The organism is Roseospira visakhapatnamensis (assembly GCF_014197915.1).
Lineage (GTDB): Bacteria > Pseudomonadota > Alphaproteobacteria > Rhodospirillales > Rhodospirillaceae > Rhodospira > Rhodospira visakhapatnamensis.
In genome coordinates this window covers 48201-73043 of record NZ_JACIGK010000021.1, presented here as the reverse complement: position 1 = coordinate 73043, position 24843 = coordinate 48201, and the positions used below count along the sequence as shown (strand labels likewise).

General features: G+C 68.4%; 21 protein-coding genes. 8 read left to right on the top strand and 13 right to left on the bottom strand.

What is annotated here, in order from left to right:
• Entirely contained in the window at positions 1-1692 is a 1692-nt protein-coding gene (locus tag GGD89_RS13605) for a hydrogenase maturation protein (protein ID WP_184046163.1), read from the top strand.
• Between the two features lie 17 nt (positions 1693-1709).
• Here GGD89_RS13605 and GGD89_RS13600 read toward each other — a convergent pair whose 3' ends face one another.
• The 4 genes from GGD89_RS13600 to GGD89_RS13585 all read right to left on the bottom strand — a co-directional run bounded on the left by GGD89_RS13600 (position 1710) and on the right by GGD89_RS13585 (position 6203).
• Positions 1710-2468: an SDR family oxidoreductase gene (locus tag GGD89_RS13600; protein ID WP_184046161.1), complete on the bottom strand. Its 759-nt coding sequence runs from the start codon at positions 2466-2468 to the stop codon at positions 1710-1712.
• A gap of 93 nt (positions 2469-2561) precedes the next feature.
• Positions 2562-3584, bottom strand: a complete 1023-nt coding sequence (locus tag GGD89_RS13595; RefSeq protein WP_184046159.1) for a zinc-dependent alcohol dehydrogenase — start codon at positions 3582-3584, stop codon at positions 2562-2564.
• A gap of 78 nt (positions 3585-3662) precedes the next feature.
• Positions 3663-4625 (bottom strand): NAD(P)-dependent oxidoreductase, encoded by a 963-nt coding sequence (locus tag GGD89_RS13590; protein WP_184046157.1) that lies wholly within the window; start codon positions 4623-4625, stop codon positions 3663-3665.
• Between the two features lie 45 nt (positions 4626-4670).
• Positions 4671-6203 carry a gluconokinase gene (locus tag GGD89_RS13585; protein ID WP_184046155.1) on the bottom strand — a complete coding sequence of 511 codons (1533 nt, stop codon included), beginning with the start codon at positions 6201-6203 and terminating at the stop codon, positions 4671-4673.
• Positions 6204-6422: 219 nt separating this feature from the next.
• Here GGD89_RS13585 and GGD89_RS13580 point away from each other — a divergent pair, with 219 nt between their 5' ends.
• From GGD89_RS13580 to GGD89_RS13555, 6 genes are all read left to right on the top strand, one after another.
• Positions 6423-7481 carry a GntR family transcriptional regulator gene (locus tag GGD89_RS13580; RefSeq protein ID WP_184046153.1) on the top strand — a complete coding sequence of 353 codons (1059 nt, stop codon included), beginning with the start codon at positions 6423-6425 and terminating at the stop codon, positions 7479-7481.
• Positions 7478-8827 carry a DctP family TRAP transporter solute-binding subunit gene (locus GGD89_RS13575; protein ID WP_221238464.1) on the top strand — a complete coding sequence of 450 codons (1350 nt, stop codon included), beginning with the start codon at positions 7478-7480 and terminating at the stop codon, positions 8825-8827. Before GGD89_RS13580 ends, GGD89_RS13575 begins: the two co-directional genes overlap by 4 nt.
• 170 nt (positions 8828-8997) lie before the next feature.
• A complete protein-coding gene (locus GGD89_RS13570) occupies positions 8998-9564 on the top strand; it encodes a TRAP transporter small permease (RefSeq protein WP_221238463.1) in 567 nt (188 codons plus the stop codon).
• Between the two features lie 2 nt (positions 9565-9566).
• Positions 9567-10850 carry a TRAP transporter large permease gene (locus GGD89_RS13565; RefSeq protein WP_184046151.1) on the top strand — a complete coding sequence of 428 codons (1284 nt, stop codon included), beginning with the start codon at positions 9567-9569 and terminating at the stop codon, positions 10848-10850.
• Positions 10851-10967: 117 nt separating this feature from the next.
• Positions 10968-11600, top strand: coding sequence for a bifunctional 4-hydroxy-2-oxoglutarate aldolase/2-dehydro-3-deoxy-phosphogluconate aldolase (locus GGD89_RS13560; RefSeq protein WP_184046149.1), 633 nt, complete (start codon positions 10968-10970; stop codon positions 11598-11600).
• Between the two features lie 351 nt (positions 11601-11951).
• Positions 11952-12749 carry a SapC family protein gene (locus GGD89_RS13555; RefSeq protein ID WP_184046147.1) on the top strand — a complete coding sequence of 266 codons (798 nt, stop codon included), beginning with the start codon at positions 11952-11954 and terminating at the stop codon, positions 12747-12749.
• A 79-nt stretch (positions 12750-12828) separates the two neighbouring features.
• Here GGD89_RS13555 and GGD89_RS13550 read toward each other — a convergent pair whose 3' ends face one another.
• From GGD89_RS13550 to GGD89_RS13530, 5 genes are read right to left on the bottom strand one after another with little or no spacing between them, the layout of a single operon-like run.
• Positions 12829-13914, bottom strand: coding sequence for a hypothetical protein (locus GGD89_RS13550; RefSeq protein WP_184046145.1), 1086 nt, complete (start codon positions 13912-13914; stop codon positions 12829-12831).
• 4 nt (positions 13915-13918) lie between these two features.
• Positions 13919-14686, bottom strand: a complete 768-nt coding sequence (pgeF, locus tag GGD89_RS13545; protein ID WP_184046143.1) for a peptidoglycan editing factor PgeF — start codon at positions 14684-14686, stop codon at positions 13919-13921.
• Between the two features lie 4 nt (positions 14687-14690).
• The gene (locus GGD89_RS13540; RefSeq protein WP_184046141.1) at positions 14691-15770 is read right to left on the bottom strand and encodes a class I SAM-dependent methyltransferase; all 1080 of its coding nucleotides are present in this window, start codon (positions 15768-15770) and stop codon (positions 14691-14693) included.
• Complete coding sequence (lgt, locus tag GGD89_RS13535; RefSeq protein ID WP_184046219.1) at positions 15767-16567, bottom strand: prolipoprotein diacylglyceryl transferase; 801 nt, start codon at positions 16565-16567, stop codon at positions 15767-15769. The genes GGD89_RS13540 and lgt overlap by 4 nt, the downstream gene beginning before the upstream one ends.
• Positions 16568-16626: 59 nt before the next feature.
• Positions 16627-17454 (bottom strand): ABC transporter permease, encoded by an 828-nt coding sequence (locus GGD89_RS13530; RefSeq protein ID WP_343058606.1) that lies wholly within the window; start codon positions 17452-17454, stop codon positions 16627-16629.
• A 307-nt stretch (positions 17455-17761) separates the two neighbouring features.
• Between GGD89_RS13530 and GGD89_RS13525 the strand changes: the two genes are divergently transcribed.
• Positions 17762-18427, top strand: coding sequence for a regulatory protein RecX (locus GGD89_RS13525; protein WP_184046139.1), 666 nt, complete (start codon positions 17762-17764; stop codon positions 18425-18427).
• Between the two features lie 26 nt (positions 18428-18453).
• On the opposite strand, the gene GGD89_RS13520 is transcribed toward GGD89_RS13525, so the two are convergent.
• The 4 genes from GGD89_RS13520 to GGD89_RS13505 form a co-directional block, all read right to left on the bottom strand.
• Positions 18454-19125: a TetR/AcrR family transcriptional regulator gene (locus GGD89_RS13520; RefSeq protein ID WP_184046137.1), complete on the bottom strand. Its 672-nt coding sequence runs from the start codon at positions 19123-19125 to the stop codon at positions 18454-18456.
• 8 nt (positions 19126-19133) lie between these two features.
• Positions 19134-22292 carry an efflux RND transporter permease subunit gene (locus GGD89_RS13515; protein WP_184046135.1) on the bottom strand — a complete coding sequence of 1053 codons (3159 nt, stop codon included), beginning with the start codon at positions 22290-22292 and terminating at the stop codon, positions 19134-19136.
• An 11-nt stretch (positions 22293-22303) separates the two neighbouring features.
• Positions 22304-23491 carry an efflux RND transporter periplasmic adaptor subunit gene (locus GGD89_RS13510; protein ID WP_184046133.1) on the bottom strand — a complete coding sequence of 396 codons (1188 nt, stop codon included), beginning with the start codon at positions 23489-23491 and terminating at the stop codon, positions 22304-22306.
• 232 nt (positions 23492-23723) lie between these two features.
• Positions 23724-24833: a trypsin-like serine peptidase gene (locus GGD89_RS13505; protein ID WP_184046130.1), complete on the bottom strand. Its 1110-nt coding sequence runs from the start codon at positions 24831-24833 to the stop codon at positions 23724-23726.
• Positions 24834-24843 lie beyond the last annotated feature (10 nt).

Here is a 24843-nt window from a genome sequence, read left to right as displayed (position 1 = left end):
ATGCGCCTCTTGCTCCTGACCCACGGGTTCAACAGCCTGACCCAGCGTCTGTTCGTGGACCTGCGGGACGACGGCCACACGGTATCGGTGGAGTTCGATGTCTCCGACGACGTCACGCGCGAGGCCGTGGACCTGTTCGCGCCGGACCTGGTGATCGCACCGTTTCTCAAGCGCGCCATCCCCGAGGACGTGTGGCGCCGCGTGCGCTGCCTGATCGTGCATCCGGGCGTCGTCGGCGACAGGGGACCCTCGGCCCTGGACTGGGCGATCCTGGAGGGCGCGCGCACCTGGGGCGTGACCGTCATCGAGGCGGCGGCCGACCTGGACGCGGGCGACGTCTGGGCGGCGCGGACCTTCCCCATGCGGCCGGCCACCAAGTCCAGCCTGTACCGGACCGAGGTGACCGACGGCGCGGTGGCGGCGGTGCGCGAGGCCCTGGACAAGATTCGGGCGGGCCAGACCCGGGGCACGCCCGTGTCGCCCGACGCATCCGGGGTCCCGGGCCGGCCCCGCCCGGCCATGACCCAGGCGGACCGGCGCATCGACTGGACCACCGACACCACCGCCCAGGTGCTGGCCAAGGTGCGCGCCTCGGACGGCTTTCCCGGCGTGCGCGACGAGATTCTCGGCCTTCCGGTCTCGCTGTACCACGCGCGCCCGGCGTTGGGCCTGGCGGGCGCGCCCGGTCAGGTTCTGGGGTCCGGGGGAGAGGCGGTGGCCATCGCCACCACCGACGGCGCGGTGTGGATCGGCCATCTGATCGACCGCTCCGGCGCGTGCGACCCCCTCAAGCTGCCGGCCGTTCGGGTGCTGGGCCGGCAGCGGCTGGCGGAGGTGCCCGAGCTTCCCGCCGGCCCCCTGGAGATCTGGACCGAACGCCAGGACGGCGTGTGTTTTATCCACTTCCCATTCCACAACGGGGCCATGACCGCCGACCAGTGCCGGCGCCTGCGCGCCGCCTTCCTGGCGGCCGTGGACGGCGACGAACGCATCATCGCCCTGATGGGCGGCCCGGAGTTCTGGTCGAACGGACTGCATCTGACGGTGATCGAGGCCGCCGACAGTCCCGCCGACGAGTCCTGGGCCACCATCCGGGCCATGAACGATCTGGCCGGCGCCATCCTGACCCGAACCGACCGCTGGGTGGTCAGCGCGATGCAGGGCAACGCCGGGGCCGGCGGCGTGTTCCTGGCGCTGGCGGCGGACGTGGTGTGGGCGCGCGCGGGCGTGGTGCTGAATCCGCACTACAAGGGCATGGGCAATCTGTACGGGTCGGAGTACTGGACCTACGTGCTGCCCCGCCGGGTCGGGGAGGCCCGCGCCCGACGGATCGCCGAAGCCCGCCTGCCCATGGGCACGGCCGAGGCCCTGCGCCTGGGCCTGCTGGACGATGCCTTCGGGGCGGACGCGGCGGCGTTCCGGGCCGACCTGCGCCAGCGGCTGGCCGCCCTGGCCGCCGATCCCCGGACGCTGGACGCCCGCCTGGCCGACAAGGCCGCGCGGCGGGCCGCCGACGAGGCCGCACGGCCGCTCGCCGCCTATCAGACCGCCGAGCTGGAGCACATGCGGCTGAACTTCTTCGGGTTCGATCCGTCCTACCACATCGCCCGGTCGCACTTCGTGCACAAGACGCCCAAGGCCCACACGCCGCTGGCGCTGGCCCTGCACCGGCGCGGCGCGGCGACGCCCTGACGCCGGATGCTGCGAACCTACCGCCCGAGGTACCCGCCATCGACCGGCAGGATGGCGCCGTTGACGTAGTCGGACGCCGACGAGGCCAGGAAGAGCAGCGGCCCCATCATGTCCTCGGGCGTGCCCCAGCGGTGGGTCGGGATACGGGCGCTGATTTCGGCATTGCGCCCCGCGTCGGCCAACAGGGCGGTGTTCATGTCCGTCGCCATGTAGCCGGGCGCGATCGCGTTGACGTTGATGCCCCTGGACGCCCATTCGTTGGCGAGGGCCTTGGTCAACTGCATCACCCCCCCCTTGCTGGCGGCGTAGGCGGGGACCGTGTAGCCGCCGAAAAAGCTCAGCAGCGAGGCGATGTTGATGATTTTGCCCTGTCCCTGGGCCAGCATGACGCGCCCGGCAAGCTGGCACATCGCGAAGACGGCGGTCAGATTCACGTTGAGAACCGCTTCCCAGTCCTCGAGCGGGAACGCCTCGGAGGCATGGCGGCGCTGGACGCCGGCGGAATTGACGAGGATGTCCAGGCGTCCGCCGAGCAGGGCCAGCGCCTCGGTGAACGCGGCGTCGCGCGCCGCCTCGTTCCCCAGGTCCACCGCGATGCCGTGGCAGGCGAACCCCTTGCCGCGATACGCCTCGGCGAGCGCGACGACGCCCTCCGACGTGCCGAAGACCACCACCTCGGCGCCTGCCTCAAGCAGGGCCTCCGCCATGCCGCGACCAAGGCCGCGTGTCCCGCCCGTGACCATGGCCGTCTTGGCCTTGATGTCAAACAGACTCATGTTCATTTTCCTTCAGACTCTCGGGCTTGTCGACACCCGGGGGCGCGGTCGCGGCGGGCCGGGTGCCAACAGGACGTCAGGCGAACCGATCGATCACGCGGCGCAGTCGACCAGCACCTTGAGCGTGGTGACGGCCGGATCGTTGATCATCTCGAAGATGCCCTCCGACTGGGTCAGGGGAACGACCTGGGTCACCACCTTTTCGAGATCGTCGCTGATCTGCGGGGCATAACGGACGGCCTGCCCGAACTCGCGCTTGGTGTAGACCCGCGAGCCGACCAGGATCTGTTCCTTGAAGTTGAGATCCCGCAGGTCGACGGCGCGCGGCGCCTTGTGAATGCCGGTCATGCAGATCATGCCGCCGACGCGGGCGATCTTGGTCATGTCGGCGGCCGCGCTGTCGACGCCGCTGCATTCGAAGACAACGTCCATGCCCTCGCCGTGGGTGGTCTCGGCCACGTAATCGACCAGGCTGGCGTCCTTGACATTGACGGTTTCAAAGCCGAGGTCGCGGCAGACGGCAAGCCGGGCGTCGTCCACGTCGGAGATCACGATCCGCGACGCGCCGCTTCTCTTGAGAACGATGGCGGTCAGAATCCCGATCGGTCCGGCCCCGGTGATGACCGCCGAATCCTGAAGCTGGAAGCGCGCCTGGTGCAGCGAGCGCACGGCCACGGCGAGCGGCTCGATCAGCGCGGCGATCCGGTCGGAGAGGCTGTCGTCGACCTTGAACAGCGCGTCTTCGCCAACCCAGGCGTAATCGGCCATGCCGCCATTGCGGTCGATGCCGATCAGGCGCAGCGTCTCGCAGACATGAGGGGTGCCCGTCCGGCACGGACGACAGACGCCACACGACAGCAGCGGATACGCCACCACCCTGTCGCCGGGCTTGAAGCCCAGCGTGCCGCCGTTCATCTCCTCGATGGTACCGACGAACTCATGGCCAATGGTCAGCGGCGGTGTCGCGCGCGGGTGCTTGCCCCCGACGATGGCGATGTCGGTTCCGCACACACCGCAATAGCGCATTCTGATCTTGGCGGCCTGGTCGAGCGGCTTCGGCTCCGGAACGTCCCGCACCTCTACTTTCGACGGCTCGGCGTATACAAGCGCTTTCATGGTGGTCGTCCTCCTTGAGGTCTCCTTACACGGCGGGCCATGCCGGCGTGTCATGCCTCAGATCGTTCGATGGCGCGGTCATGCGGGGACCGGGGCCGGACAGCGGGGGGGCCGGCCCGACAGGACGCGCACGACCTCCTCGGCCGCCATCACGCTGCAACGGGAGACGGACTCGGCGGTATAGGCGCCGGCATGGGGCGTCACGATCACGTTCGGTCGCGCCAGCAAGGGATTGGCGACGTCGGGCGGCTCCGTGCTGAACGTATCCGCGCCGTATCCGGCGATCTGTCCGGTCGTGAGCGCATGATGCAGGTCGGCTTCGTTGACCAGTTCGCCGCGAGCAGTGTTGATGATGATGGCCGACGGCTTCATCGTCGCCAGCGTCTCGGCGTTCACCATCTCGCGGGTGTCCGGCGTCACGGGCACATGCAGCGTGACGAAGTCGGCCTCGGTCAGCACCTTCCGGCGGTCCGCATAGACCACGCCGGGCCGGTCGGTCAGCTCCGGGTGCTGAACCACGTCGAAGGCCAGGATCGACATGCCGAAGGCGCGCGCCCGCCTGATGACCTCGCGGCCGATGTTGCCGGTGCCGATGACCCCAAGCGTCTTGCCGTACAGTTCGCATCCCAGCGCGCGTTTCCACACGCCCTTGCGGACCTCCATGTCCTGGGCCGGGATCTGCCGGGCCAGCGACAGCATCAGGCCGAACACGAGTTCACAGACGGAGACGGTGTTGGCCCCCGGCGCCAGGGTGATGGCGACCCCCAGGCGCGCCGCCGCGACGACATCGACCCTGTTGTACCCGACGCCGTTCCTGGCCACGACCTTGAGGGTCGGCGCGCCGGCGGACAGGACCGCATCGCTGACGGCATCCAGGCCCACGATGGCCGCGTCCATGCCGGCGACCACCTTGCGCATCTCGTCCTCGGGCCACGGCCCGTCGCCGACGTGCGTCACGACCTCATGACCCGCCGCCTCCAGCGTCGCCCGCCCCTCGGCGTTGGCGGCGACCGACCGCGCGGTGATCAATACTCTTCCCACGATAGACCCCTTTCAGGACGCGCGAATCGATGCGGGCGACACGGTTCAGCCGTTCTGGAACGCTGAAATGTCGGTGAATTCCCGCAGCAGATTCCAGTAGACGCGCTCGTAGATCCCGAACAGCCGCTTGTAGGTCGCGGCCTCGGCGGAGCGCGGTGTGTAAATTGTCTTCGAGGCGATGAAGTCTCCCGTCGCGGAGATGTCGGGGAGCACGCCCGCCGAGACGAATCCGAGCACGGCGGCCCCGAAGGCCGCCCCTTCATCGACGGCGGGCACGGTGATCTCTCGATCAAAGATGTCGGCCAGGATCTGGATCCACAGTTCCGAGTGCGTGAAGTTTCCGCTGACGCGGATCTCCCGTGCGGGACCGGCGACCTCCGCCAGGGCCACGGCGACGCTGTGCATGCGGTAGCAGACGCCCTCAAGCACCGCCCGGACGATGTGTTCGTTGGTATGCCCCATGGTCAGGCCGAACAGGATTCCGCGGGCGTCCGCGTTCCAGTTGGGCGCGCGCTCCCCGGTCAGGAACGGCAGCATGATGAGGCCACCGGACCCGGCGGGCGCGCCGGCGGCGCACCGCGTCATCATCGCGTAGATGTCGCCGCTGGCGGTGTCCGCCATCTCCGGATGGGCTTGCGTCAACCGCTCGCGCAGCCATCCCAGTATGATACCGCCGTTGTTGATCGCGCCGCCCTGCACCCACATCGAGTCGGTCAGGTTGTAGCACCAGGTGCGCCCCTTGGGGTCGGTCAGGGGGTCGGCGCTCAGCATGCGCACGGCCCCGCTGGAGCCGATCGTGCAGCTCATCTGACCCTGGCGCACCGCGCCGATGCCGACATTCACCAGGACGCCGTCGCCGGCGCCGATCACGACCGGAAGACCGGCCGGGAGCCCCGTCGCCGTCGCGACGGCCGGGGTCAGCGGAGCGCTGTGTGAGGTGGAGACGATCGGCGGCAGCGAGTCCGGCGTGATACCCAGATACGCGATCAGGTCGCGGTCCCACTCCGCCTTGAAGAGGTTGTAGAGCCCTGACCCGCTGGCGATGGAGCGGTCCACCACCCATTCGCCGGTGAGGACCCGGAAGATGTGATCCTTGATCGACCCGAACCGCGTGGATTTGGCCAGCAGGTCCGGGCGCTCGCGCCGCATCCAGGCGATCTTGGTCATGGGATAGATCGGATTCACCGGACAGCCGGTGCGCCGGTAGATCGCCAGAACGTCGCCGAAATCGCCCTTGAGGTCCTGGACGGCCTGGCCGCTGCGCATGTCGGCCCAGGTCATCACGCCCGTGACCGGGCGCCAGTCGGACTCGTAGGCGATGCCGGTGTGGAAGGCGGTGCTGATGGCCAGACCGTCCGGCCTCAGCCCCTTCGCGGTCAGGGTCGCCGACAACTCGCGCAGGACCTCCATGGCCGCCCGGGTGACGTCCGCCGGATCCTGCTCGGCCCATCCGGGATGGGGCGCGTTCAGGCCGTACTGCCGCGTCGCCGCCGCGACCGACGTGCCATCGGGCCTGTAGCAGACCGCCCGAACGCCCGTTGTTCCAATATCAATTCCGATCCACAGCAACTCTGTCATGGCCGCATCCGCTACCGGTGGCGCCTTGGTGTTCGCCCCCTCGACCGACCGGACCTGATGCCTTGACGCGTCTCGGGTTATGGCGTCAGCAATTAGCATACTTGCATACCGACGGTCAATGAGGTAGTATGCCAGTTGTTCGCTGGAAAATGAGGGAAGGTTTACTTCGACAACCTTCCCGAATTGACGCGTCCCACCGGTTGAGGAGTTGGGGAGGTTATGCGTCGCATCCCTTCGCGTTCCGATTCATTGGTCAATCAGACGACAGACACGCTTCGCCGGATGATTGTCGAGGGCGTGTTGCACCTTGGCGAAACACTGTCGGAAGCCCGTGTCGCGACGTGGCTGAACGTCAGCCGCACACCGGTCCGGGAAGCGTTCGCAAGGCTACAGATAGAAGGCCTGATTATCTCGGAGCCTCAGCGAAGAACCTGTGTCTTTACGCCAAGCACGAAGGATCTGGACGATATTTGTGACGTCCGGTGTTGTTTGGAAGCAAGAGCGTTGAAGCTTGCCGTGGAGCGGCACCGAGATAAGCTCGGCACGCGCCTTGCTGAAATCAATGATCTTATGCGCGCCGCGATAAATAAGGAAGACGTCCAGGAATATCTTCGACTCGATATTGATTTTCATCAAGCCATATTTGATTGTACCGACAATCAGTTTTTGAACGATGCGTATCAGACCATTGCGTCGAAACTGGCCGCTTTCAGAACGCGATTGGCCTCCCATCAGAACTATTTGAGGAAGGGCGTCGTCGAGCATCAACGTCTCGGCGCGTTCGTGGCGGCCGGCGACCTTGAGGCCGCGCTGGCGGTGATGGAGGAACACATCTCCCGCAGTTCGGATTCGTTCTGGAAGCTGAATAGTGAATCCCTGCAAACGGGCGTTCGGCGCGCCCATCCCGAGTACAGCGAAAGCAACGGACTCGGGATGGCGCCCGTTTCGTCTAAATTAAATAGACGAAAAAATACGAGCGATGCGCTGATCGAACGCCAGGACAGCCGGAAATCCGGGGATGACGATAAAAAAGTCGACGATAAATGCGTCGACGAAACCCCCGTCGAGGAAAAAGACGTAGACGGTAATCGTCGCGGGCGCCCGCGCATTTACGTCGACGACGCCGCGCGAAAGCGCGAGTGGGCCGCCCGGCGGCGCGACCGCGAGGCCATGGAGCGCCTGGCCCGGGGCATGCCCGCGCCGAAGCGCGGCCGGCCCCGCAAGGCGACCTCTCTTCATCACGGCCCGGAAGGCCCGTCGGCGGGACCGCGGAAATGACGAACGGCGCGGTGATCCAAGCCCCCTTGCGGGACGGCACCTTCACGACGGCGCCGTCCACCCAGGCGCGCGCGGACGGCGGGCAGGGCGCCCCGGGCCGCGATGACGGCGAGGTCGCGCCGCGCGTCATCATCACCGACGTCACCGTCCCATGCATCGCCTGGTGCCCACCATCGGGTGGCGCGGGACGGCAACGCAAAGCCGCCGAGCAGGCGGACCGCGTCGCGCGATGCGACGCGGTCCCCGAGTCCGTCAAGACGGTCTGGCGGTGGCGCCGCTCCCCCGGGAGCGGCGAGAGGAAGCGCGCCGGCACGGTGCCGACCGCACAAAACAAACGCAATCAATCCGGAGGAGAACCCATGAAGTCCCTGTCCCAGCTGAGCCTTGCCGGCGCGCTGGCGCTCAGCATGTTCACAGCCCCGGCGTTCGCCGACACGGTTATCCTCAAAATGGCCAATGTCACGTCGCTGTCCGCCAAGGACGCGGGCCTCGTGTTCAAGCAGGTCGCCGAGGAGGCGTCCAACGGCACGTTGACGATCAACCTGTTCCCGGACAACCAGCTCGGTGACGACCGGACCGTCGTCGAATCGACCGTCTTCGGCGACATCGACATCAGCGTCTCGTCCACCAGCCCGCTGGCGACGATGTTCGCGGACCTGTTCGTGTTCGACGCGCCGTTCCTGTTCCTGAGCCCCGACGACGCCTACACGGCGCTCGACGGCAAGGGGGGCCAGGAGGCGTTCGCCAGCCTTGAGGACAAGGGCCTGAAGGGTCTGACCTTCTGGGAGAACGGCTTCCGCAACCTGACCAACAACAACAAGGAAGTGCACGTTCCCGCCGAGCTCGACAACATGAAGATCCGCGTCATGCAGAACGAGGTGCAGTTGGCGGCGTGGAAGGCGTTCGGCGCCAACCCGACGCCGATGGCGTTCACCGAGCTGTTCACGGCGCTGCAACAGGGCACGGTCGACGGGCAGGAAAACCCGCTCGGCATCATCGACGGCAACAAGTTCCAGGAAGTGCAGAAGTACCTGTCGCTGACCGGTCACGTCTACACGCCGTACATCGTCGTCATGAACCTCGACAAGTTCAACGCGCTCGATGAAACGCAGCAGGCCGCCATCATGAAGGCGACCGAGGAATCGACGGCGTACCAGCGCGCGCGCTCCCAGGAACTCGAGGAGGAGATTCTCGTGAAGGTCCAGGACGAGGGCATGATCGTGACCGAGCTCTCCCCCGAGCAGAAGGCCGCCTGGCAGCAGAAGATCATCGACGCCAACCTCTATGACGACGTGAAGGCCAAGATGGATCATCCCGAAATCCTCGATCAGCTTCTGGCCAAGTAATTCGAGGATCCCACGACGCTTCGGATCCCGTCCCCGCGAATGTGCCGCCCTGATCGCGTGAGCGAGGACGTTCGCTGGGATGCCATCGGACCCATCCTCGGGCCGTGCCACACGGTTGGCCCGGCGACGACGAAGCCCCAGGACCGGTCGTCCGGGACAGCCCTCCTCCCATGGGGCTGTCCCGTGACGATCCCCTCCATTGGTCGGTTCGGACTTCGACGATTGGGCGCGGCACGATTGGAAGGGGAAAAATTATGGAAACCCTACGCTACTTGTTGGACAATTTCGAAAAAATCATAAGCATCGCTCTTATGTCCATCATGACGATCGTGCTCACCTTCCAGGTTTTTATGCGATACGTCATGAATAATTCGTTGTCGTGGTCGGAAGAGCTGGCCAGGTACCTTTTTGTTTGGCTGATCTATATTGCGATCAGTTACGGCGCGCAGTCCATCAAACACATAAAAATCGACGCGGCGATGGCCCTGTTTCCGAAACGCTGGCGCCGCTGGGTGCTGGTCGTCGGCGACGTGCTGTTCCTGGGATTCTGCCTGTTCATCTGCTGGACGGCCTGGGGAATCATCGAACGACAGCTGATCCTCGACCAGCATTCGCCGGCCATGCAGATGCCGATCTGGATCCTCTATGCGGCGCCGCTGGTCGGCTTCGGCCTGACCGCGATCCGTGAGGTGCAGACGATCTACGTTCGCCTCACCCACCCCGACCTGGATTGCTGATCATGGTCGTCGCCACCCTGTTCCTCTCCATGACGCTGTTCATCATCCTCAGCGTCCCCGTCGGCATCGCCATCGGCATGGCCTCCGTGGTCGCGATCCTGGTCGGCCAGACCCTGTCGCCGGGCTTCGTCGCCCAGACGCTGGTCACCAGCACCGACTCCTTCCCGATCATGGCCATCCCGTTGTTCATCCTGGCGGGTGAACTGATGGGGGCCGGCGGCGTGTCGCGCCGTATCCTCGAGGCGGCCAACTGCTTCTTCGGTCGCATGACCGGGGGCCTGGCCATCGTGACGGTCGTCGTCTGCATGTTCTTCGCCGCCGTGTCCGGCTCGGGGCCGGCGACGGTCGCCGCCGTCGGCGGCATGGTCGTGCCGACGATGCTGAAGGCGGGCTACACCAAGTCGTTCACGCTGGCCCTGATCGCCACCGCCGGATCGATCGGCGTCATCATCCCGCCGAGCATCCCCATGGTGATCTTCGGCGTGTCCACGTCCACGTCGATCAGCGACATGTTCCTGGGCGGGTTCGGCCCCGGCATGCTGATCGGGTTCGCGCTGATCAGCTGGTGCTACATCTACAGCAAGCGCAGGGGATGGCGCGGCCTCGACGAGCCGTTCTCGTGGCGTCACACCGGGCACTCCCTGTGGGACGCCAAGTGGGCGTTGATCAACCCGATCATCATCCTGGGCGGCATCTACGGGGGCGTCTTCACGCCGACGGAAGCGGCCGCGGTCGCGGCAAGCTACGCCTTCTTCATCGGCGCGTTCGTCCACCGCGAACTCAACCTCCGGACCCTGTTCCGGTCCATCGGCACGGCCTGCTCGACCACCGGCACGACCATGGTGATTCTCGGCTGCGCGTCGGCCTTCACCCGCATCCTGACGATCGAGCAGGTGCCGGTTCAGGTGTCGGAGATGATGATCCAGCTGACCGAGAATCCCATTCTCCTGCTGATGATGATCAACATGCTTCTGCTCATGGTCGGGTGCGTGATGGACACGACGCCGGCCATTCTGGTGCTGGCGCCCATCCTGTTCCCGGTCGCCATGTCGTTCGGCATCGAGCCGGTCCACTTCGGCCTGATCATGGTGGTCAATCTGGCCATCGGGTTCATCACGCCGCCACTCGGCATCAATCTCTTCGTGGCGGCGCGTGTCGGGGATTCGACGCTGGGCGTGGTGGCGCGCGGACTGGTGCCGTTCCTGATTACCATGCTCGTCTGCCTGCTGCTCATCACCTACGTGCCGGACCTGACCATGTTCATGGTGAACACCTTCGGACTCTGAGGCCATGGCGCCGGGACGCCGGTCCCCACCGCGCATCCCGGCACCCGCCCGCGAACACGGGCGACGGGGCTTCAGGAAACCCATGATCCCATCCAAACGGAGAAAGAGACTCGCACCATGCCTGCATCCTTTGAAGACCTGACCAAACGCCGCATCGTGCCGGTGATCGTGATCGACGACGCCAACGACGCCGTGCCGCTGGCCGAGGCGCTGCTCGAAGGCGGTATCGACATCATCGAAATCACCTTCCGCACCGCCGCGGCGGCGGACGCCATCACCAACATCGCCAAGGCCCTGCCGACCATGTTGCTGGGCGCGGGCACGGTGGTGACCGAGGAGAACGCCACCCGCGCCATCGACGCCGGCGTCTCCTTCGGCCTCGCGCCCGGCCTCAACCCGGCCACCATCGCCCGCTTCCAGAAGGCCGGCATTCCGTTCGTGCCGGGCATCGCCACGCCCTCGGAAGTCGAACAGGGCCTGTCGCTGGGCTGCAAGCTGCAGAAGTTCTTCCCGGCGGGCGACATGGGCGGGCCGACGTTCCTGAAGGCCCTTGCCGGTCCCTATGCCAGCTTCGGCGTCAAGTTCTGCCCGACCGGCGGTGTCTCGCTCGGCAACATGAACGACTATCTGGCGCTGCCGATCGTGGCGTTCATCGGCGGCTCCTGGCTCGCCACCAAGCAGCAGATCGCCGACAAGGACTGGACGACCATCTCCCGGCAGGCCCGGGACGCCCTGGCGGCGGCCGCATAGGCGACCCCGCCGACCGGCGTGATACCCGCACAAGGCCGGATCCGCGGATCCGGCCTTGGCGTCGCGCGCCCGGCACGGTCGGCCGGTCATCCAGGGGCGCAACCCTGCCCCGACCGGCGATCCGATTGAACGGACACCACGACGGCGCTAGTGTCTCGAATCCGACAGTCGTCACGGTTTACCATACCGTCTCAACGACCTCCGGACTCGATCAGGACACTGATAATACCGTTATTCCAATGTGGTTCTTGGGTTTGACGGCCCTGTGACCGCGTCCCGACGTCGTCGAAGGACCGTCACGTCCGCCACACCACGGTGTTCCCCGTTCCCCCTCAGCCGGCGTGTTTCCCCATGTACAAGAGCATTCAACCCCTGACCTTCGAGCGTCATGGCGCGCTGCGCCTCGCCCCCAGCCGGGGGTACGACTTCGCCGCCCAGCAAGCCCTGGTCCCCGTCGTCGGCGCCGAGATCATCAAGGCCGCGCCCGCCTTTCCGGTCGTCATGGTGCGTGTCCCCGGAGAGGAGGACGCCACGCTGCGGATGATGGGCGTGTTGTCGGTGATTCCCAACCGCAGCTTCTTTATCGCCCCGGATGGTCGATGGCTGGGCTCGTACATCCCGGCGCCCCTGCGGTCCTATCCTTTCGTGCTGCTGCGCTCCAAGGAGGACAGCACCCAGGGCGTGCCCTGCATCGACGAGGGTTGCCCCTTCCTGTCCAAGACGGACGGCCAGCCCCTGTTCACCGAGGACGGCCAGCTTTCGGAGGTCTCGCGCAAGGCCGTGCAGCATCTGGCGGCCACCGAGCAGAACCGCATGGCCACCGAGCGGGGCCTGTCCCTGCTCGATGACCTGGGACTGCTCGCGCCGTGGGCCGCCCGGGTCACCGTCGGGTCCGAGGAGAAGGCCCTCGACTCCCTGTTGATCGTCGACGAGGCCAAGCTGAACGGCCTGGACGATGACGCGTGGCTGACCCTGCGCCGGGCGGGTCTCTTCCCCCTGATCTACGGCCACCTTCTGTCCCTCGGCCGGTTGGACACCCTGGGCGGCCTGTCCCGCCTGCAAGGCAAGTTGCTGTCGCAGCAACGCGCCCAGCCCAGCCTGGAGGAGATGCTCGACCTGGACGAAGAGGACACCTTCAACTTCGATTGAGGCGCGGGCCGGTGCCCCCCGGGGCGCCTGTGCAGCGACGCCGTCACAGGGCTTGTCCTCGCCGGTATGGGTCGCTGGACTAGCGCCCGCCTGGCGAGGCGACGCCGCCCTTGCGCACCAGGATCTCGCCGACCCCCATCAGCGCGGCCTCGGCCACCGCGTAGGCGGTGTCGCCCCAGGCGCCGTCGAGCAGGCCGGCGGGGATGGCGTTCTCCTGGGTCAGGCGGCCCAGTTCCTCGCCGTCCTCCGTCAGCACCCGCCACAGCAGCGACACCCGCTCCACCGACGGATCCTCGGCGGGCAGCACCTCCACCGTGCCCCGCACGTGGAACCGGCCGGGCGTGGGCTCGTCGCGGATCCACACATCGTTCAGCTTCAACAGACGCGTCAGCGCCTCGGCCAGGGATCGCCGGCCGTCGCCCGGCGCCTGCGTCACCTCGGGCGGCGCCATGACGATGGGACGCGGCCCATCGGCGGACGGTGGCGCGGCCGGGGACGACGTGGGCGGCGGCGCGGGCGCCGCTTCCGCCGATCCGGACATGGCGGGCGACGGCCCATCCGTCTCCGGTCGCGAGGCCACCGCCGTCGCCTCGGGCGGCATGGACGGAACATCGGGTTCGGACAACGCCACGGTGGCCGGCGACGACGGCGGTCCGCCGTCTCCCTGCACCAGCAACGCCAGCGCCCGGCCGCCGTCGCTGGCGATCCGGCGCGACACACCGGGATCCTGACGCAACCAGTCCAAGGCCGGCACACCCAGGGTCTGGACGCGCGCGTCCAGCACCGTTCCCTGGGCGTCGGTCAGACGCCAGGCCAGCGTGAGGGCAACCCACGCCTCGTCGAACCACACCTCCCGCAGGTCCCCCGTCAGCCGCAGGCCGGCCCCGGCGGGCACCGGATCCACGGTCGCCACGGCCGGGATTTCGGCCTGCTCGCGCAGCGCCTCGGCCACGTCCAGGGCGATCATGCGATCCATGGGCAGCGGCGCGCCCCACACCGGGGGGATGGTCACGCCGCTCCCGGTGCGCAGGGTGACCAGCGGATTGCCGTCCGGCGCGTACGCGGTGTGACGGAACGGCTGCGGCAGGCCGCAGGCCGCGAGCAGCAGCAGGATCAGGAGAACCGGTGCCCGGCGTCCCGGCCCCGGCGAACGAGACGCCGGCACGCCCTCACCGTTCCAGGGCGATGGCCGACAGCAGCCGTCCATAATCCGGCTCGCCGCGCAACACGGATCGCCGATAGCTGAAGAAGCGCGCCTCCTCCCGGCAGGTGTCGCAGGGCGTGGGCATGATCTCGCGCACGCCGGCCCGCGCCAGTTGCTTGGCCACGAACCCCGGCAGGTCGAACAGGAAATGCCCCTCGCGCCGCGCATGGGAGAAGAAGATGTGGTTGTCCTTGTCCCGCTCCAGGAAGCGCGCGGGGAACTCCGGCCCGACCTCGTAGGAGCGCGGACCGATGCACGGGCCGATGCCGACGATGATGCGGTCGGGCTTTGCGCCCTGCTCCACCATGGCGGCCACGGTGTTGCTCAGGATGCCGTCGAGCGCCCCGCGCCACCCCGCGTGGGCCGCCGCCACCACTCCGGCCTTGGGGTCGGCCATCAGCACGGGCGCGCAATCGGCGCTCAGCACCCCCAGCACCAGGCGCGGCCGCGTGGTGACGATGGCATCGGCCACCGGCAGCGAGTCCTGGGGCCACGGACTGTCCGTCACCACCACGGTGGTGGTGTGGTTCTGGTGGACGGTGACCAGGGCCTCGGGCGGCATCTCCATGCGTTCGACCGAACGCTGCCGGTTGCGCGCCACCAGCGCCGAATCATCCTTGGATCCGAACCCACAGTTATTACTGGCATAGAGACCCGTTGACTGACCCTTGTCGCGAGTAAAAAAGGCGTGGCGAACCCGGCTGAGCGCATTCAAGGCCGATACGGTGATCATTGCATCAGGTCCCGTCGAATCCAGGGGGTGGCGCCAACGCCGGCGCGGCCAGGGCAATACCCCTGAACAGCCTGCCCATTTCCCGAGGATCAATCAAGCGATGAACCGCACTACGAATGGCGCTATTCTGAGCCGGCGAGGCCGTGGCGCGCAGCATGGCGGCGCGCGTTTCGACCCCCAGTCCAATCAACCATTCCCCCTGCTCTACCGGACCGTGGGCCACCGCCCCGGCGGCGCGGGCCGCCTCGGCCAGGGCCTGGAAGTCCACATGGGCGGTCAGGTCGGCCGTCCCCAGCGCCCGCAGGACAGGATGGGACCGATGGCGGCGCACCGCCTGAAGGGTATCGCCGGCCGCCGACCGTGGGTGGCCGTAGTCGATGAGCAGCCCGGCCCCGCCCCGCGACGCCACGCGCGCGCCGACGGCGGCGGCGAACGCCCGGCCGGCGGGGTTGACCTCGGCCAGGGCGCCCTCGGGCGCGCCGGCGCGCACGGCCGGGTCCAGGTCGTCGGCCGGCACCTCTTCCCCGTCCACGAAGGTCAGCGCGCCACCGGCCTGGTCCACCCCCACCCGGCGCAGCCGCCAGGTCCCGCCGCGCCGCACGTACTGACGGATCGGCAGGGCATCCACGAACTCGTTGGCCACCAGCAGCAGCGGCCGGTCGTCGGGCACGGTGTCGAGGCTGTCGTGCCAGGTGGCGGCCGTGTCGCCCAGGGTCCGCCGCTGGCGCGCGCGCAGCGTCGGACTGGTCTCCACCAGATGGACGGCCAGCGCCCGGCGGAACGCCGGCACCGGCGCCAGCGCCCGCAGGGCGTCTGCCATCAGGGTTCCGCGCCCGGGACCACACTCCACCAGGCACACCCGATCGGGCGCGCCCATCATCTGCCAGACCACGGCCATCCACAGGCCGATCAGTTCGCCGAACACCTGGCTGATCTCGGGCGCGGTGATGAAGTCGCCGGCCGCGCCCAGCACGTCGTCGCGGGCGTAATAGACGGCGTTGGCCTCGGCCATGACCGTTTCCAGGGGCACCGGCCCCTCGGCGGCGATGCGGGCACGGAGGCTGTCCTCAAGGGGCGTGGTCATGCCTGGGTCGGTCTCTCCAGGGGCGGACGCCGCCACGCCCAGACCAGGACGGCCAGGCCGGTCAGGATCATCGGCAGGGACAGCACCTGCCCCATGGTGATCGCGCCGAGCACCGGCCCCAGGTGCGCGTCCGGCTCGCGCACGACCTCGACCAGCGCCCGCGCCAAGCCATAGCCGGTCAGGAACACGCCGACCAGGGCGCCGGGCCGGCCGCGCACCGCCCAGAGCCGCCACAGGCCGGCCAGCAGGACGAACAGCACCAAGCCCTCCAGCGCCGCCTCGTAAAGCTGGCTGGGATGGCGGGGCACCGCCAGCGGGTCGGTGGGAAAGACCATGGCCCAGGCCAGGTCAGGGGCCGGCCGCCCGTACAGCTCCGCATTGATGAAGTTGGCGATGCGCCCGAAGAACAGGCCGATGGGCGCGGCGCAGGCGACCACGTCGCCCATCACCAGGGGATTGATGCCGCGCCGCCGGCAGAACACCAGCAGCGCGACCACCACCCCCAGCAGGCCGCCATGAAAGGCCATGCCGCCCTGCCAGACCATGAGGATCTGGGCCGGGTTCTCCAGGTAATAGGGCAGGTTGTAGAACAGCACGTAGCCCAGGCGGCCGCCGAGAATCACGCCCAGCGTGGCCCAGACCAGGAAGTCGTCGGCCTCCTCCCCCTGGAAGCCGGCGGGGGGCCGGCGCCCCAGGCGCCGCACGTACATCCAGCCCAGCAGCAGGCCGACGATGTAGGCCAGGGCATACCAGCGCACCACCACGGGCCCGATCTCCACCGCCACCGGATCGACCATCGGGAAGGGCAGCGCCAGCGCGGGCAGGACAGACAGCGACAGGAGGGGAAGCACGACAATCACGCCTTCAGTTTGTAGCCGGACTTGAGCATCCGGTAAGAGAGCCACAGCAACCCGGCGTTGGTCAGGCCCACGACCACCAGGCCCGTGACCGGCAAGGCATCGTCATGACCCAGGAAGCCATAGCGGAAGCCGTCGATCATATAAAAGAACGGATTCGCGTGGGCGATGATCTGCAAGTTTTCGGGTAGCCGGTCAATGGAATAGAAGGTCCCGGACAGGAACGACAGCGGCGTGATGATGAAATTGGTCACCGCCGCCATGTGGTCGAACTTGTCGGCCCAGATGCCGGCCACGATTCCCAGCAAGGACAGCATCATCGAGGCCGCCACGGCGTGGAACAGGATGTAGCCCACGGCGTGGATATGGACGGTGGTGAAGGCAGCCATGGTCGCCAGCACCGCCGCGCCGACCACCATCCCGCGCGTCACGCCCCCCAGCGCATAGGCGGCGAGGATCTCGGCGCTGCTGAGGGGCGGCATCAGGACGTCGACGATGCTGCCCTGGACCTTGGAAATGACGACCGAGGATGAGGTGTTGGCGAAGGCGTTCTGCACCATCGCCATCATCACCAGACCGGGCACCAGGAACTCGGTGAAGCTTACCCCGGATACCGGGCGGCTCACGTCCCGGCCCAGGGCCAGCGCGAAGATGGCCAGGAAGATCAGGGTCGTGACGATGGGCGCCGCGATGGTCTGCAGGTAGACCTTGAGGAAGCGGCGGACCTCCTTGACGTACAGCTCCCACGCTCCGCGCCAGTTGACGGCACCGATGTGCCGGGGCGGGGGCAGGGAGTCGTCGGTGCTGGCTTTTGCGCTGTCGCGCACGGAAGCCTCCTTTGGCGGGGCGAGGGTTTGGCTTATCCCAACGGCCCTTGAAACGGACCGTCGAGGTCCTCGGCCGGCCCGATGCCGCCCGAGGATGGGGCCGACTGATGCGCCGAACCCGCACCGGCCACGAACGTCAACGGTCAGGGTCAATGACCGCTGGTATTAGGCCGTGGGCCGGCGGGGCACAAGAGATCATCGGGGCGCGCGCGGCCGCGCGGGGGGCCGGCACGATCCCCCGCGCGGCCCTGGCGAACGGTCGAGGTCCCATGCTATCTGGGCCGGCATGACGGACGAACAAGGGACAATGGCTCCTCGGGGTGGAGAGCACGGACAAGGCCGCGCCCGAGAGCGCGGCGCGGACCGGACAACCGGACCCGCGCGGCGCGGGGCGCCCCGGCGGCTGACCCCGCGAAGCCTTGAAAACGCGGCCGTCTTCTACCTGCAACGCTACTCGGCCAGCGCCGAGGGGGTGCGCCGCGTGCTGCGGCGGCGCGTTCATCGGGCCGCGCGGGCCGGCCAGGCCCTGGATCCGGACGAGACCACGGCATGGATCGAGGCCGTGATCGCGCGCTTGCGGCGCGCCGGCCTGCTGGATGACGCCCGCCACGCCGAGACCCGCGCGGCCGCGCTGACCCGGCGCGGGGAGTCCCGGGCCATGGTCGCCCGACGCCTGCGCGCCGACGGCGTGGACGCCGAGACGATCCGCGCCACCCTGGACGCCCTGGCCGAGGACGCCCCCGGCCCCGATCCGGACCTGGCGGCCGCCGTCACCCTGGCCCGACGCCGCCGCCTGGGACCCTACCGGACGGACCCGGACGAGCGCGCCCTCCGCCGCGACCGGGACCTGGCCGCGCTCGCGCGCAAGGGGTTCTCGGCCCGCGTGGCCCACGCCGTCGTCGACGCGCCGGACGGCCCGGCGCTGGAAGACCGCCTTCGGGCCGAGGACGCGACCGCGCGGTCCATGGCGTGACCGTCCCGACACCCGAGCTGTCGTCTTCAGGGCCCGTCGGCCGGCGCGCCCGCGACGCCATACAGGAAGACCCGCACCGCCTGGCGCACATGCTCGTCGACCTGATCCGGGCTCGGCGGGACATCCGGCCGCAGCAGCGCCCGCAGGTGCAGGTCGCCCTTGATCAGTTCAATGAAGTGCCGGGCCGCGACGTCCGCGTCCCCCACCGCGAGGGTGCCGGCGCGGGCCTGACGCCGCAGCCAGGCCGCCACCTGCGCGTAGGCCTGATCCGGCCCCTGGCGCAGGAAGGTATCCATGAGGGTCGGAAAGCGCGTCACCTCGCCCATGATGGTACGAAAACCGGCCAGCATCTCCGGCTCGATCAGGGCGGAGACGAAGGCGCGCGCGGCCGTGACAAGGGCCTCCTCCGGATCCGACGCGTCGTACTCAAGCGACGACAGGTGGCCCACGTTGCGCCGGCACAGGGCCTCGGTGGCCGCCAGGAAGAGCCCTTCCTTATTCCCGAAATGCTCGTACAGCGTGCGGCGCGAGCCGCCCGACCGCGCGATCACCAGGTCCAGCGACGCCCCCGCGTAACCGTGTTCCAGAAAGACCGCGATGCCGGCCTCCAGCATGGCCTGACGGCGCGCCTCGCCGCGCGCCTGGCGATTGGGCGGACCGGTCCGCGCGGGCGCTCGGGGCGCGGGTCTGGATGTCATGGTGGATGTCATGACGATGCCTTTCCTTGGTCGGCGGCGAGGGTCCCGATCCCGGTCACCGGGGCGGGAGAGGGCGCGCGACGCGGCGGTCGGATGCCGAACATCAGGCTGTAGAGCACGGGCACCACCCCCAAGGTCAACACCGTACCCAACAGCAGGCCAAAGGCAATCACGCTGGCCATGCCATGAAACAGCGGATCGCGCGTCACGATCAACGGCATCAACCCCAGAACGGTGGTGATGGTGCTCATGAGGATGGGCCGCAGACGCCGCACCGAGGCGGTGACGATGGCCTCGAACGCGTCGGCGCCCGGCTCCGCCCGTTCGATGTCGATGCGGTCGATCAGCACGATCGCGTTGTTGATGAGGATGCCGGCCAGCGAGAACAGCCCGAGGATGACCATGAACCCGAAGGTCGCGCCCATGAGGACCAGCCCGGCCGAGGCCCCGATCAGCAGCAGCGGCATGGTGGCGACGATGATCGCCGGCCGGCGGTAGGAGTTGAACTGCGCCACCAGCAGAACGACGATGAGGGTCAGGCACAGAGGCACGTTGGCGCGCAGGGCCGCGCGTGCCTCGCCGGAATCGGTGACCACGCCGTCGAACTCGATGGCATGGCCGGGCGGCAAGCCGGCCTCCAGCGCGGCCAGGGCCGGGGCGACCATCGGCGCCATGTCCTCGGCCGTCTTGTGGAGATGCCGGGCCTCCACGGTCAGGGTCCGTTGCAGATCCTCGCGGGCGATCCGGGCCTCGTCGTTGACCAGCATCACATCGGCCACCTGCATCAGGGGAATGGTGTCGCCGGTGGCGCGGGCGTGCAGGCTCAGGCCGCCGATGCGCGCCAGGCTCCCGCGCTCCGCCCCGACCGCGCGGGTCACGATGGGAAAGATGTCGTCGTCCTCGCGGAAGGCGCTGACCGTCGCCCCGTCGAAGGCACGGTCCAGCGCCCCGGCGATGTCGGCCGAGGTCACCCCGGCGCGCCGCGCGCGGGCCTGGTCGACGGCGACGACCACCTTGGGCACGCGGTTCTCCCAGTCCGAGTGAAGGTCGATGACGCCCGGGATGGCCCGCAGCGCGTCCTCGATGCGGCGCCCGGTGGCGAACAGCACCCGGGGATCCGGTCCCTTGACCTGGACCTGCAGGACACTGGAATCGCTCGGCCCCAGGAACATCCGGGCGACCCGGGCGGACAGGTCCGGGGCCTCGTCGCGGAACAGCGCGCGCAGATCGCGGATGACCTGATCCACATGCTCGAACGCGGTGACGTTGACGACCATGAAGGCCCGGTTCGGCGCCGGGTCCACGGGCGTCAGGGCCAGCACGAAGCGCGGCCCGCCGTTGCCCACGTAGGCGACGACGCTGTCGATGTTGCGGACCCGGTCGGGCGTGGCGATGATGTCGGACAGGCGCCGCACGGAGGCATCGGTGGTGCGCGACGTCACCCCGGCGGGCAGGTCGATGTACACCAGCACCTGAGACCGGTCGCTGCTGGGAAAGAAGCGCTTGGGCGCGTGGGCGATACCGGCGACGGCGGCGGCCAGCAGCGTCAGCATGAGCACGAGCACACCCCAGCGGACCCGCAGCAGGCCCCGCAGGATCAGGGCATAGCCGCCGGTCATCCAGCGGAAGGCCCGGTCGGACAGGCCGCGCCGGCCGTTGCCGTTGCCGTTGCCGTCGCGCGCCCCAGGCGCCGGCACCGTGACGAAGCGATGGCACAGGGCGGGGGTGACCGTCATGGCCAGCACCCAGGAGGTCATCAGCGAGATCAGGATCACCAGCGAGATCGAACGGGTGTACTCACCGGCCCGATGTTCGGCCATCATCAGCGGCACGAACACCAGGATGGTGGTCAGGGTGGAGATCAGCAGCGGGACTGCCAGTTCCCGTCCGCTCCGGCGCAACGCCTCGTCGCGGCTGCATCCGTCCTCCAGGCGTCGCTTGAAGTCCTCGGCGATGACGATGCCGTTGTCCACCAGCAGGCCCAGCGCGATGACCAGGGTGGCCAGGCTGGCGCGTTGCAGGGTGATCTCGAAGATCCCCATGATCGCCAGCGTCACCAGCATGACCGCCGGCACGATGGATCCCACGATCAGCCCGGTCCGCACGCCCAGGAACAGAATGACCACCACCAGGACGATGGCCAGCGTCTGCAGCACGTTCGCCGTGACGCCATACACCGCGTGGGCGACCTGGTCGGCCTGGAAGGTGATGATCTCCAGGTCGTAGCCGACGGGCAGCGACGCCTCGATCTCCCGCAGGGCCTGGCGCACGGCCGGGCCGTAGTCCAGAACCCGCCGGTCGTCGAGCATGGAGATGGCGAACACGATCGCCGGCCTGCCGTTGACATAGGCCGGCTGATGGGGCGGATCGACGGTGGCGCGCCGCACCGTCGCGATGTCGCGCAACGGCATGACCCCCTGCCCGTCCGGCAGGGTCACCAAAGCTTCCGCGATCTCGTCGACGCTGTCGAAACTGCCGGTCGGCTCCACCATGAAGCCGCGCGCACCGGTGTCCACCACCCCGCCCGTGGTCAGCACGTTCTGGTCGCGCAGCATGGCGGCAAGCGACTCCGGGCTCAGGCCCAGTTCGGCCAGCCGGGCGTTGCGGGTCTCGATGAAGATGCGCTCGGACTGGGCGCCCAGCAGGTCGACGCGCTTGGTGCCGGGCACGGCGTACAGCCGGTCGCGCACGTGTTCGGCCATGTCCAGGCGGTCCCGCCAGGGGAAGTCCTCGGCGATCAGCGCGGCGGTGACCACGGCGACATCCCCGTAGTCGGTGTTGACGACCGGGTCCCGCGTTCCCTCCGGCAGGCCGGCGCGCGCGTCCACGACCTTGTCGCGCAGGTCGTCCCAGATCTGGTCCAGCTTGGTGAAGCGCTCATACACCTCGGCGTGGATGATCGACCGCCCCGGCATGGACATCGAGTGGATCTCCTCGATCTCCGGCACCCGGCGCACGGCCTCCTCCAGCGTCCGGGTGATCAGCCGCTCCACGCGCCCGGCCGACAGTCCCGGATGGTCGGTGACGATGACCGACTCGCGGATGGTGAGCTTGGGATCCTCGCGCGCCGGCAGGGTCCCATAGCTCACCACGCCGAACACCATCAGGGCGACGAGAACCATCCCCACCACGGGACGAAAGCGGAAGGCGGTCTCGGTCAGGGTCATGGTCGCGCGCCCTACTCGTATCGCGCCGGGCCGACGCCCAGGCGGCTGACGGCCTGGCCCGCGCGCAGGAACGGAAGACCCCGGGTGGCGATGATCTCGCCCGGGCTGAGACCGGCGGTCACCAGCGCCCGGTCCGTCTCCACCGGGCCGAGGGTGACGGCGCGGCGTTCCAGGATGCCGGTGAGTCCGGCCTCGTCGTCCGGCTTGAACACGAAGGCGACGCTGTCGGCGCCGTCGCCGGCCAGGAAGGCGGTCACCGGGATGACCACGGGCGGCGCGCCAGCCTGGTCGCCCGCCGACTCACCGGCCGCCGCGGCGCGCGGGCCGGGCAGGACAACGGCGACCTCGGCCGTCAGCCCGGCGCGCAGGCCGGCGCGCGGCGCCACCAGCCGCAGGGTGACCGGAAAGGCGCCCCCGCGCCCGGCCTCCGTGCCGATCTCGGTCACGCGGCCGGCCGCCACCACGCCCGGGCGGGCGGGGAAGGTCACCTGGTGGATGTCCCCGGGCGTCAGGCTGTCCACCAGGGTCTCCGGAACCGCCATCGCGATTTCGAAGCCGCCACCGTTGCCCAGCACCTCCAGGACCGTCTCGCCGGCCGTGACCTGCTGGGCGGGCTCGACACGCCGGTGCGCGACCAGCCCGTCATAGGGAGCCCGCAGCACCGTGTCGGCGAGGCTCTCCTCGGCGATGTCCAGTCGGGCGCGGGCGGTCTCCAGCCAGCCCCGGGCGGTTTCCAGCGCCGCCCGGGCGGAATCAAGGGCCGCTTCCGGCGCCCACCCCTGCGCATGCAGTTTTTGTTGCCGGGCATGCTCCTGGGTGGCCTCGCGGACCGCCGCCTCGGCCTGCACCACCTCGCTGGCGCGTTCCTGACGCGTCAGCCGGTAGGTGCGCTGGTCCAGGCGACCGAGGACCGCGCCAGCCTCAATGTGGTCGCCCACGTCCACGGTCAGCGCGGCGACGCGGCCGGGGACCTCGAAGGAGAGGGGCGCGCGCTGGACCGACCGCACCACGCCGGAGAGCGGCCGGGACTCGGTGCCGGTGGCGACGCGCACCTCGGTCCAGGCGATCGGTCGGGGGACGACGGCGATCTCGGGCGCGGGCTCGGTACAGGCCGCCAGCATCGGACCCAGCAGCCCCAGCACAAGGCAACGCCCCGAGGGGGCGCGGCGGGATGGCGGCGATGGGACGACGGGAGACATGGGGTTTTGGGGCATCGTCGCCTCCCTGAATGGTACGGTATGATATGGTACCGTTAATGTACGCCCGATATCGATCCACTTCAAGACGATCTTCAGGAGATGTTGGCGAGGATGTTCTGTCGCGCCCCTGACGGCCGGACAGGCCGAGGCGCCGCCACGACCCAGCCGCCGCGCGGGCGGGGATGGAGAGCGTCAGAAAGGGCCGGTGGGACGAGCGGACCGGAGGCGTTGCTCAGGCGATGTCCCGCCCCTCGAACTGGCCGTGCAGGAGCCAGTGCTCAAAGGGGTTGATGCCCGCCGCCGCCACGTCGGGATTGGCCGCGCGATAGGCGTTCGCGTCGAACGCCGGTCCGGGATCGCGCCCTTCCGTCCAGCCGACAGCCATGTAATGGGTCAGTGGATTGATGCCCGCCGCCGCGATGTCGGCGTAGGTCCCCAGGTAATGGCTGGTGTCGAAGTAGGCGTTGGGGTCGCGCCCTTCCCGCCAACCGTGACTGACGTAGTGCACATCCGGATCAATGCCCGCCACCAGGACGTCTGGGTACTGGGTATTATAGTACCCATCGTCGATGAATCGCTGAAGTTCGACCCCCCACTCGACGATGATCGGCCCGTCGTTCGACCCCGGCGCGGGTGGCTGGTAGTTGTCCATCAGATGATCGTTTCCGGCGATGGCATTGGTTAGGAAGGAGATGTCCCGGCCATCAAAATGTACCCCTACATTGACGCTCGGGTTATGCGCGACGAGAAGCCCGATAATCACCGTCTCGCCCGTCGACGGCAGGGTCATCATCACGGGGCTGCCGCTTTGCCCGCCCACCAGGTCCATGTCGTCAAAGAACAGAAGCAGCCCGCCGGCGCCGCCGTCCACCGTACCAGACGACAGCATCTGTGCATGCGGATACCCCAGATCGCCCGGGTAGCCGACGCTTTCCACATAGGTCCCGGTCAGACTGGACAGCGTCGTTTGGTGAACGTCAAAGTACCCGACCGTGTCCCCCAAAGGCTCGTCGAGGCCGACCAAGGCATAGTCGTAGGCCGTGGCTTTGGAATTCACCCAGCCCTTGACGGAAACGACGTCGGCCGCGCCTTCCCGGCCGAACGGTTCGCTTCCCCTGCTGTACCCGGGAATGACCGTGATATTCCCCCAGCCACCGTGATCATGCGAATAGACCAGATGACCGGCGGTGAGCACATCATTGGGGCCAACGAAGACACCGGACCCAAAAGCCTGCGCTCCGTCCGGGAAAGTGGCCCGGAGCAGCGCGAAGGAACTGTACGGCTTGGTGCTGGTCGCGGATCCTGGAATCTCGACGCGGTCATCGGCCCCGAAAATGGTCATGCATGCCCCC

Bases quoted from the DNA above. Each gene is read 5' to 3' on its own strand.
- GGD89_RS13605 (WP_184046163.1), top strand. From the start codon at position 1: ATGCGCCTCTTGCTCCTGACCCACGGGTTCAACAGCCTGACCCAGCGT.
- GGD89_RS13600 (WP_184046161.1), bottom strand. From the start codon at position 2,468: ATGAGTCTGTTTGACATCAAGGCCAAGACGGCCATGGTCACGGGCGGG.
- GGD89_RS13595 (WP_184046159.1), bottom strand. From the start codon at position 3,584: ATGAAAGCGCTTGTATACGCCGAGCCGTCGAAAGTAGAGGTGCGGGAC.
- GGD89_RS13585 (WP_184046155.1), bottom strand. From the start codon at position 6,203: ATGACAGAGTTGCTGTGGATCGGAATTGATATTGGAACAACGGGCGTT.
- GGD89_RS13580 (WP_184046153.1), top strand. From the start codon at position 6,423: ATGCGTCGCATCCCTTCGCGTTCCGATTCATTGGTCAATCAGACGACA.
- GGD89_RS13575 (WP_221238464.1), top strand. From the start codon at position 7,478: ATGACGAACGGCGCGGTGATCCAAGCCCCCTTGCGGGACGGCACCTTC.
- GGD89_RS13570 (WP_221238463.1), top strand. From the start codon at position 8,998: ATGGGGCTGTCCCGTGACGATCCCCTCCATTGGTCGGTTCGGACTTCG.
- GGD89_RS13565 (WP_184046151.1), top strand. From the start codon at position 9,567: ATGGTCGTCGCCACCCTGTTCCTCTCCATGACGCTGTTCATCATCCTC.
- GGD89_RS13560 (WP_184046149.1), top strand. From the start codon at position 10,968: ATGCCTGCATCCTTTGAAGACCTGACCAAACGCCGCATCGTGCCGGTG.
- GGD89_RS13555 (WP_184046147.1), top strand. From the start codon at position 11,952: ATGTACAAGAGCATTCAACCCCTGACCTTCGAGCGTCATGGCGCGCTG.
- pgeF (WP_184046143.1), bottom strand. From the start codon at position 14,686: ATGATCACCGTATCGGCCTTGAATGCGCTCAGCCGGGTTCGCCACGCC.
- GGD89_RS13540 (WP_184046141.1), bottom strand. From the start codon at position 15,770: ATGACCACGCCCCTTGAGGACAGCCTCCGTGCCCGCATCGCCGCCGAG.
- lgt (WP_184046219.1), bottom strand. From the start codon at position 16,567: ATGGTCGATCCGGTGGCGGTGGAGATCGGGCCCGTGGTGGTGCGCTGG.
- GGD89_RS13525 (WP_184046139.1), top strand. From the start codon at position 17,762: ATGGCTCCTCGGGGTGGAGAGCACGGACAAGGCCGCGCCCGAGAGCGC.
- GGD89_RS13520 (WP_184046137.1), bottom strand. From the start codon at position 19,125: ATGACATCCAGACCCGCGCCCCGAGCGCCCGCGCGGACCGGTCCGCCC.
- GGD89_RS13515 (WP_184046135.1), bottom strand. From the start codon at position 22,292: ATGACCCTGACCGAGACCGCCTTCCGCTTTCGTCCCGTGGTGGGGATG.
- GGD89_RS13510 (WP_184046133.1), bottom strand. From the start codon at position 23,491: ATGTCTCCCGTCGTCCCATCGCCGCCATCCCGCCGCGCCCCCTCGGGG.
- GGD89_RS13505 (WP_184046130.1), bottom strand. From the start codon at position 24,833: ATGACCATTTTCGGGGCCGATGACCGCGTCGAGATTCCAGGATCCGCG.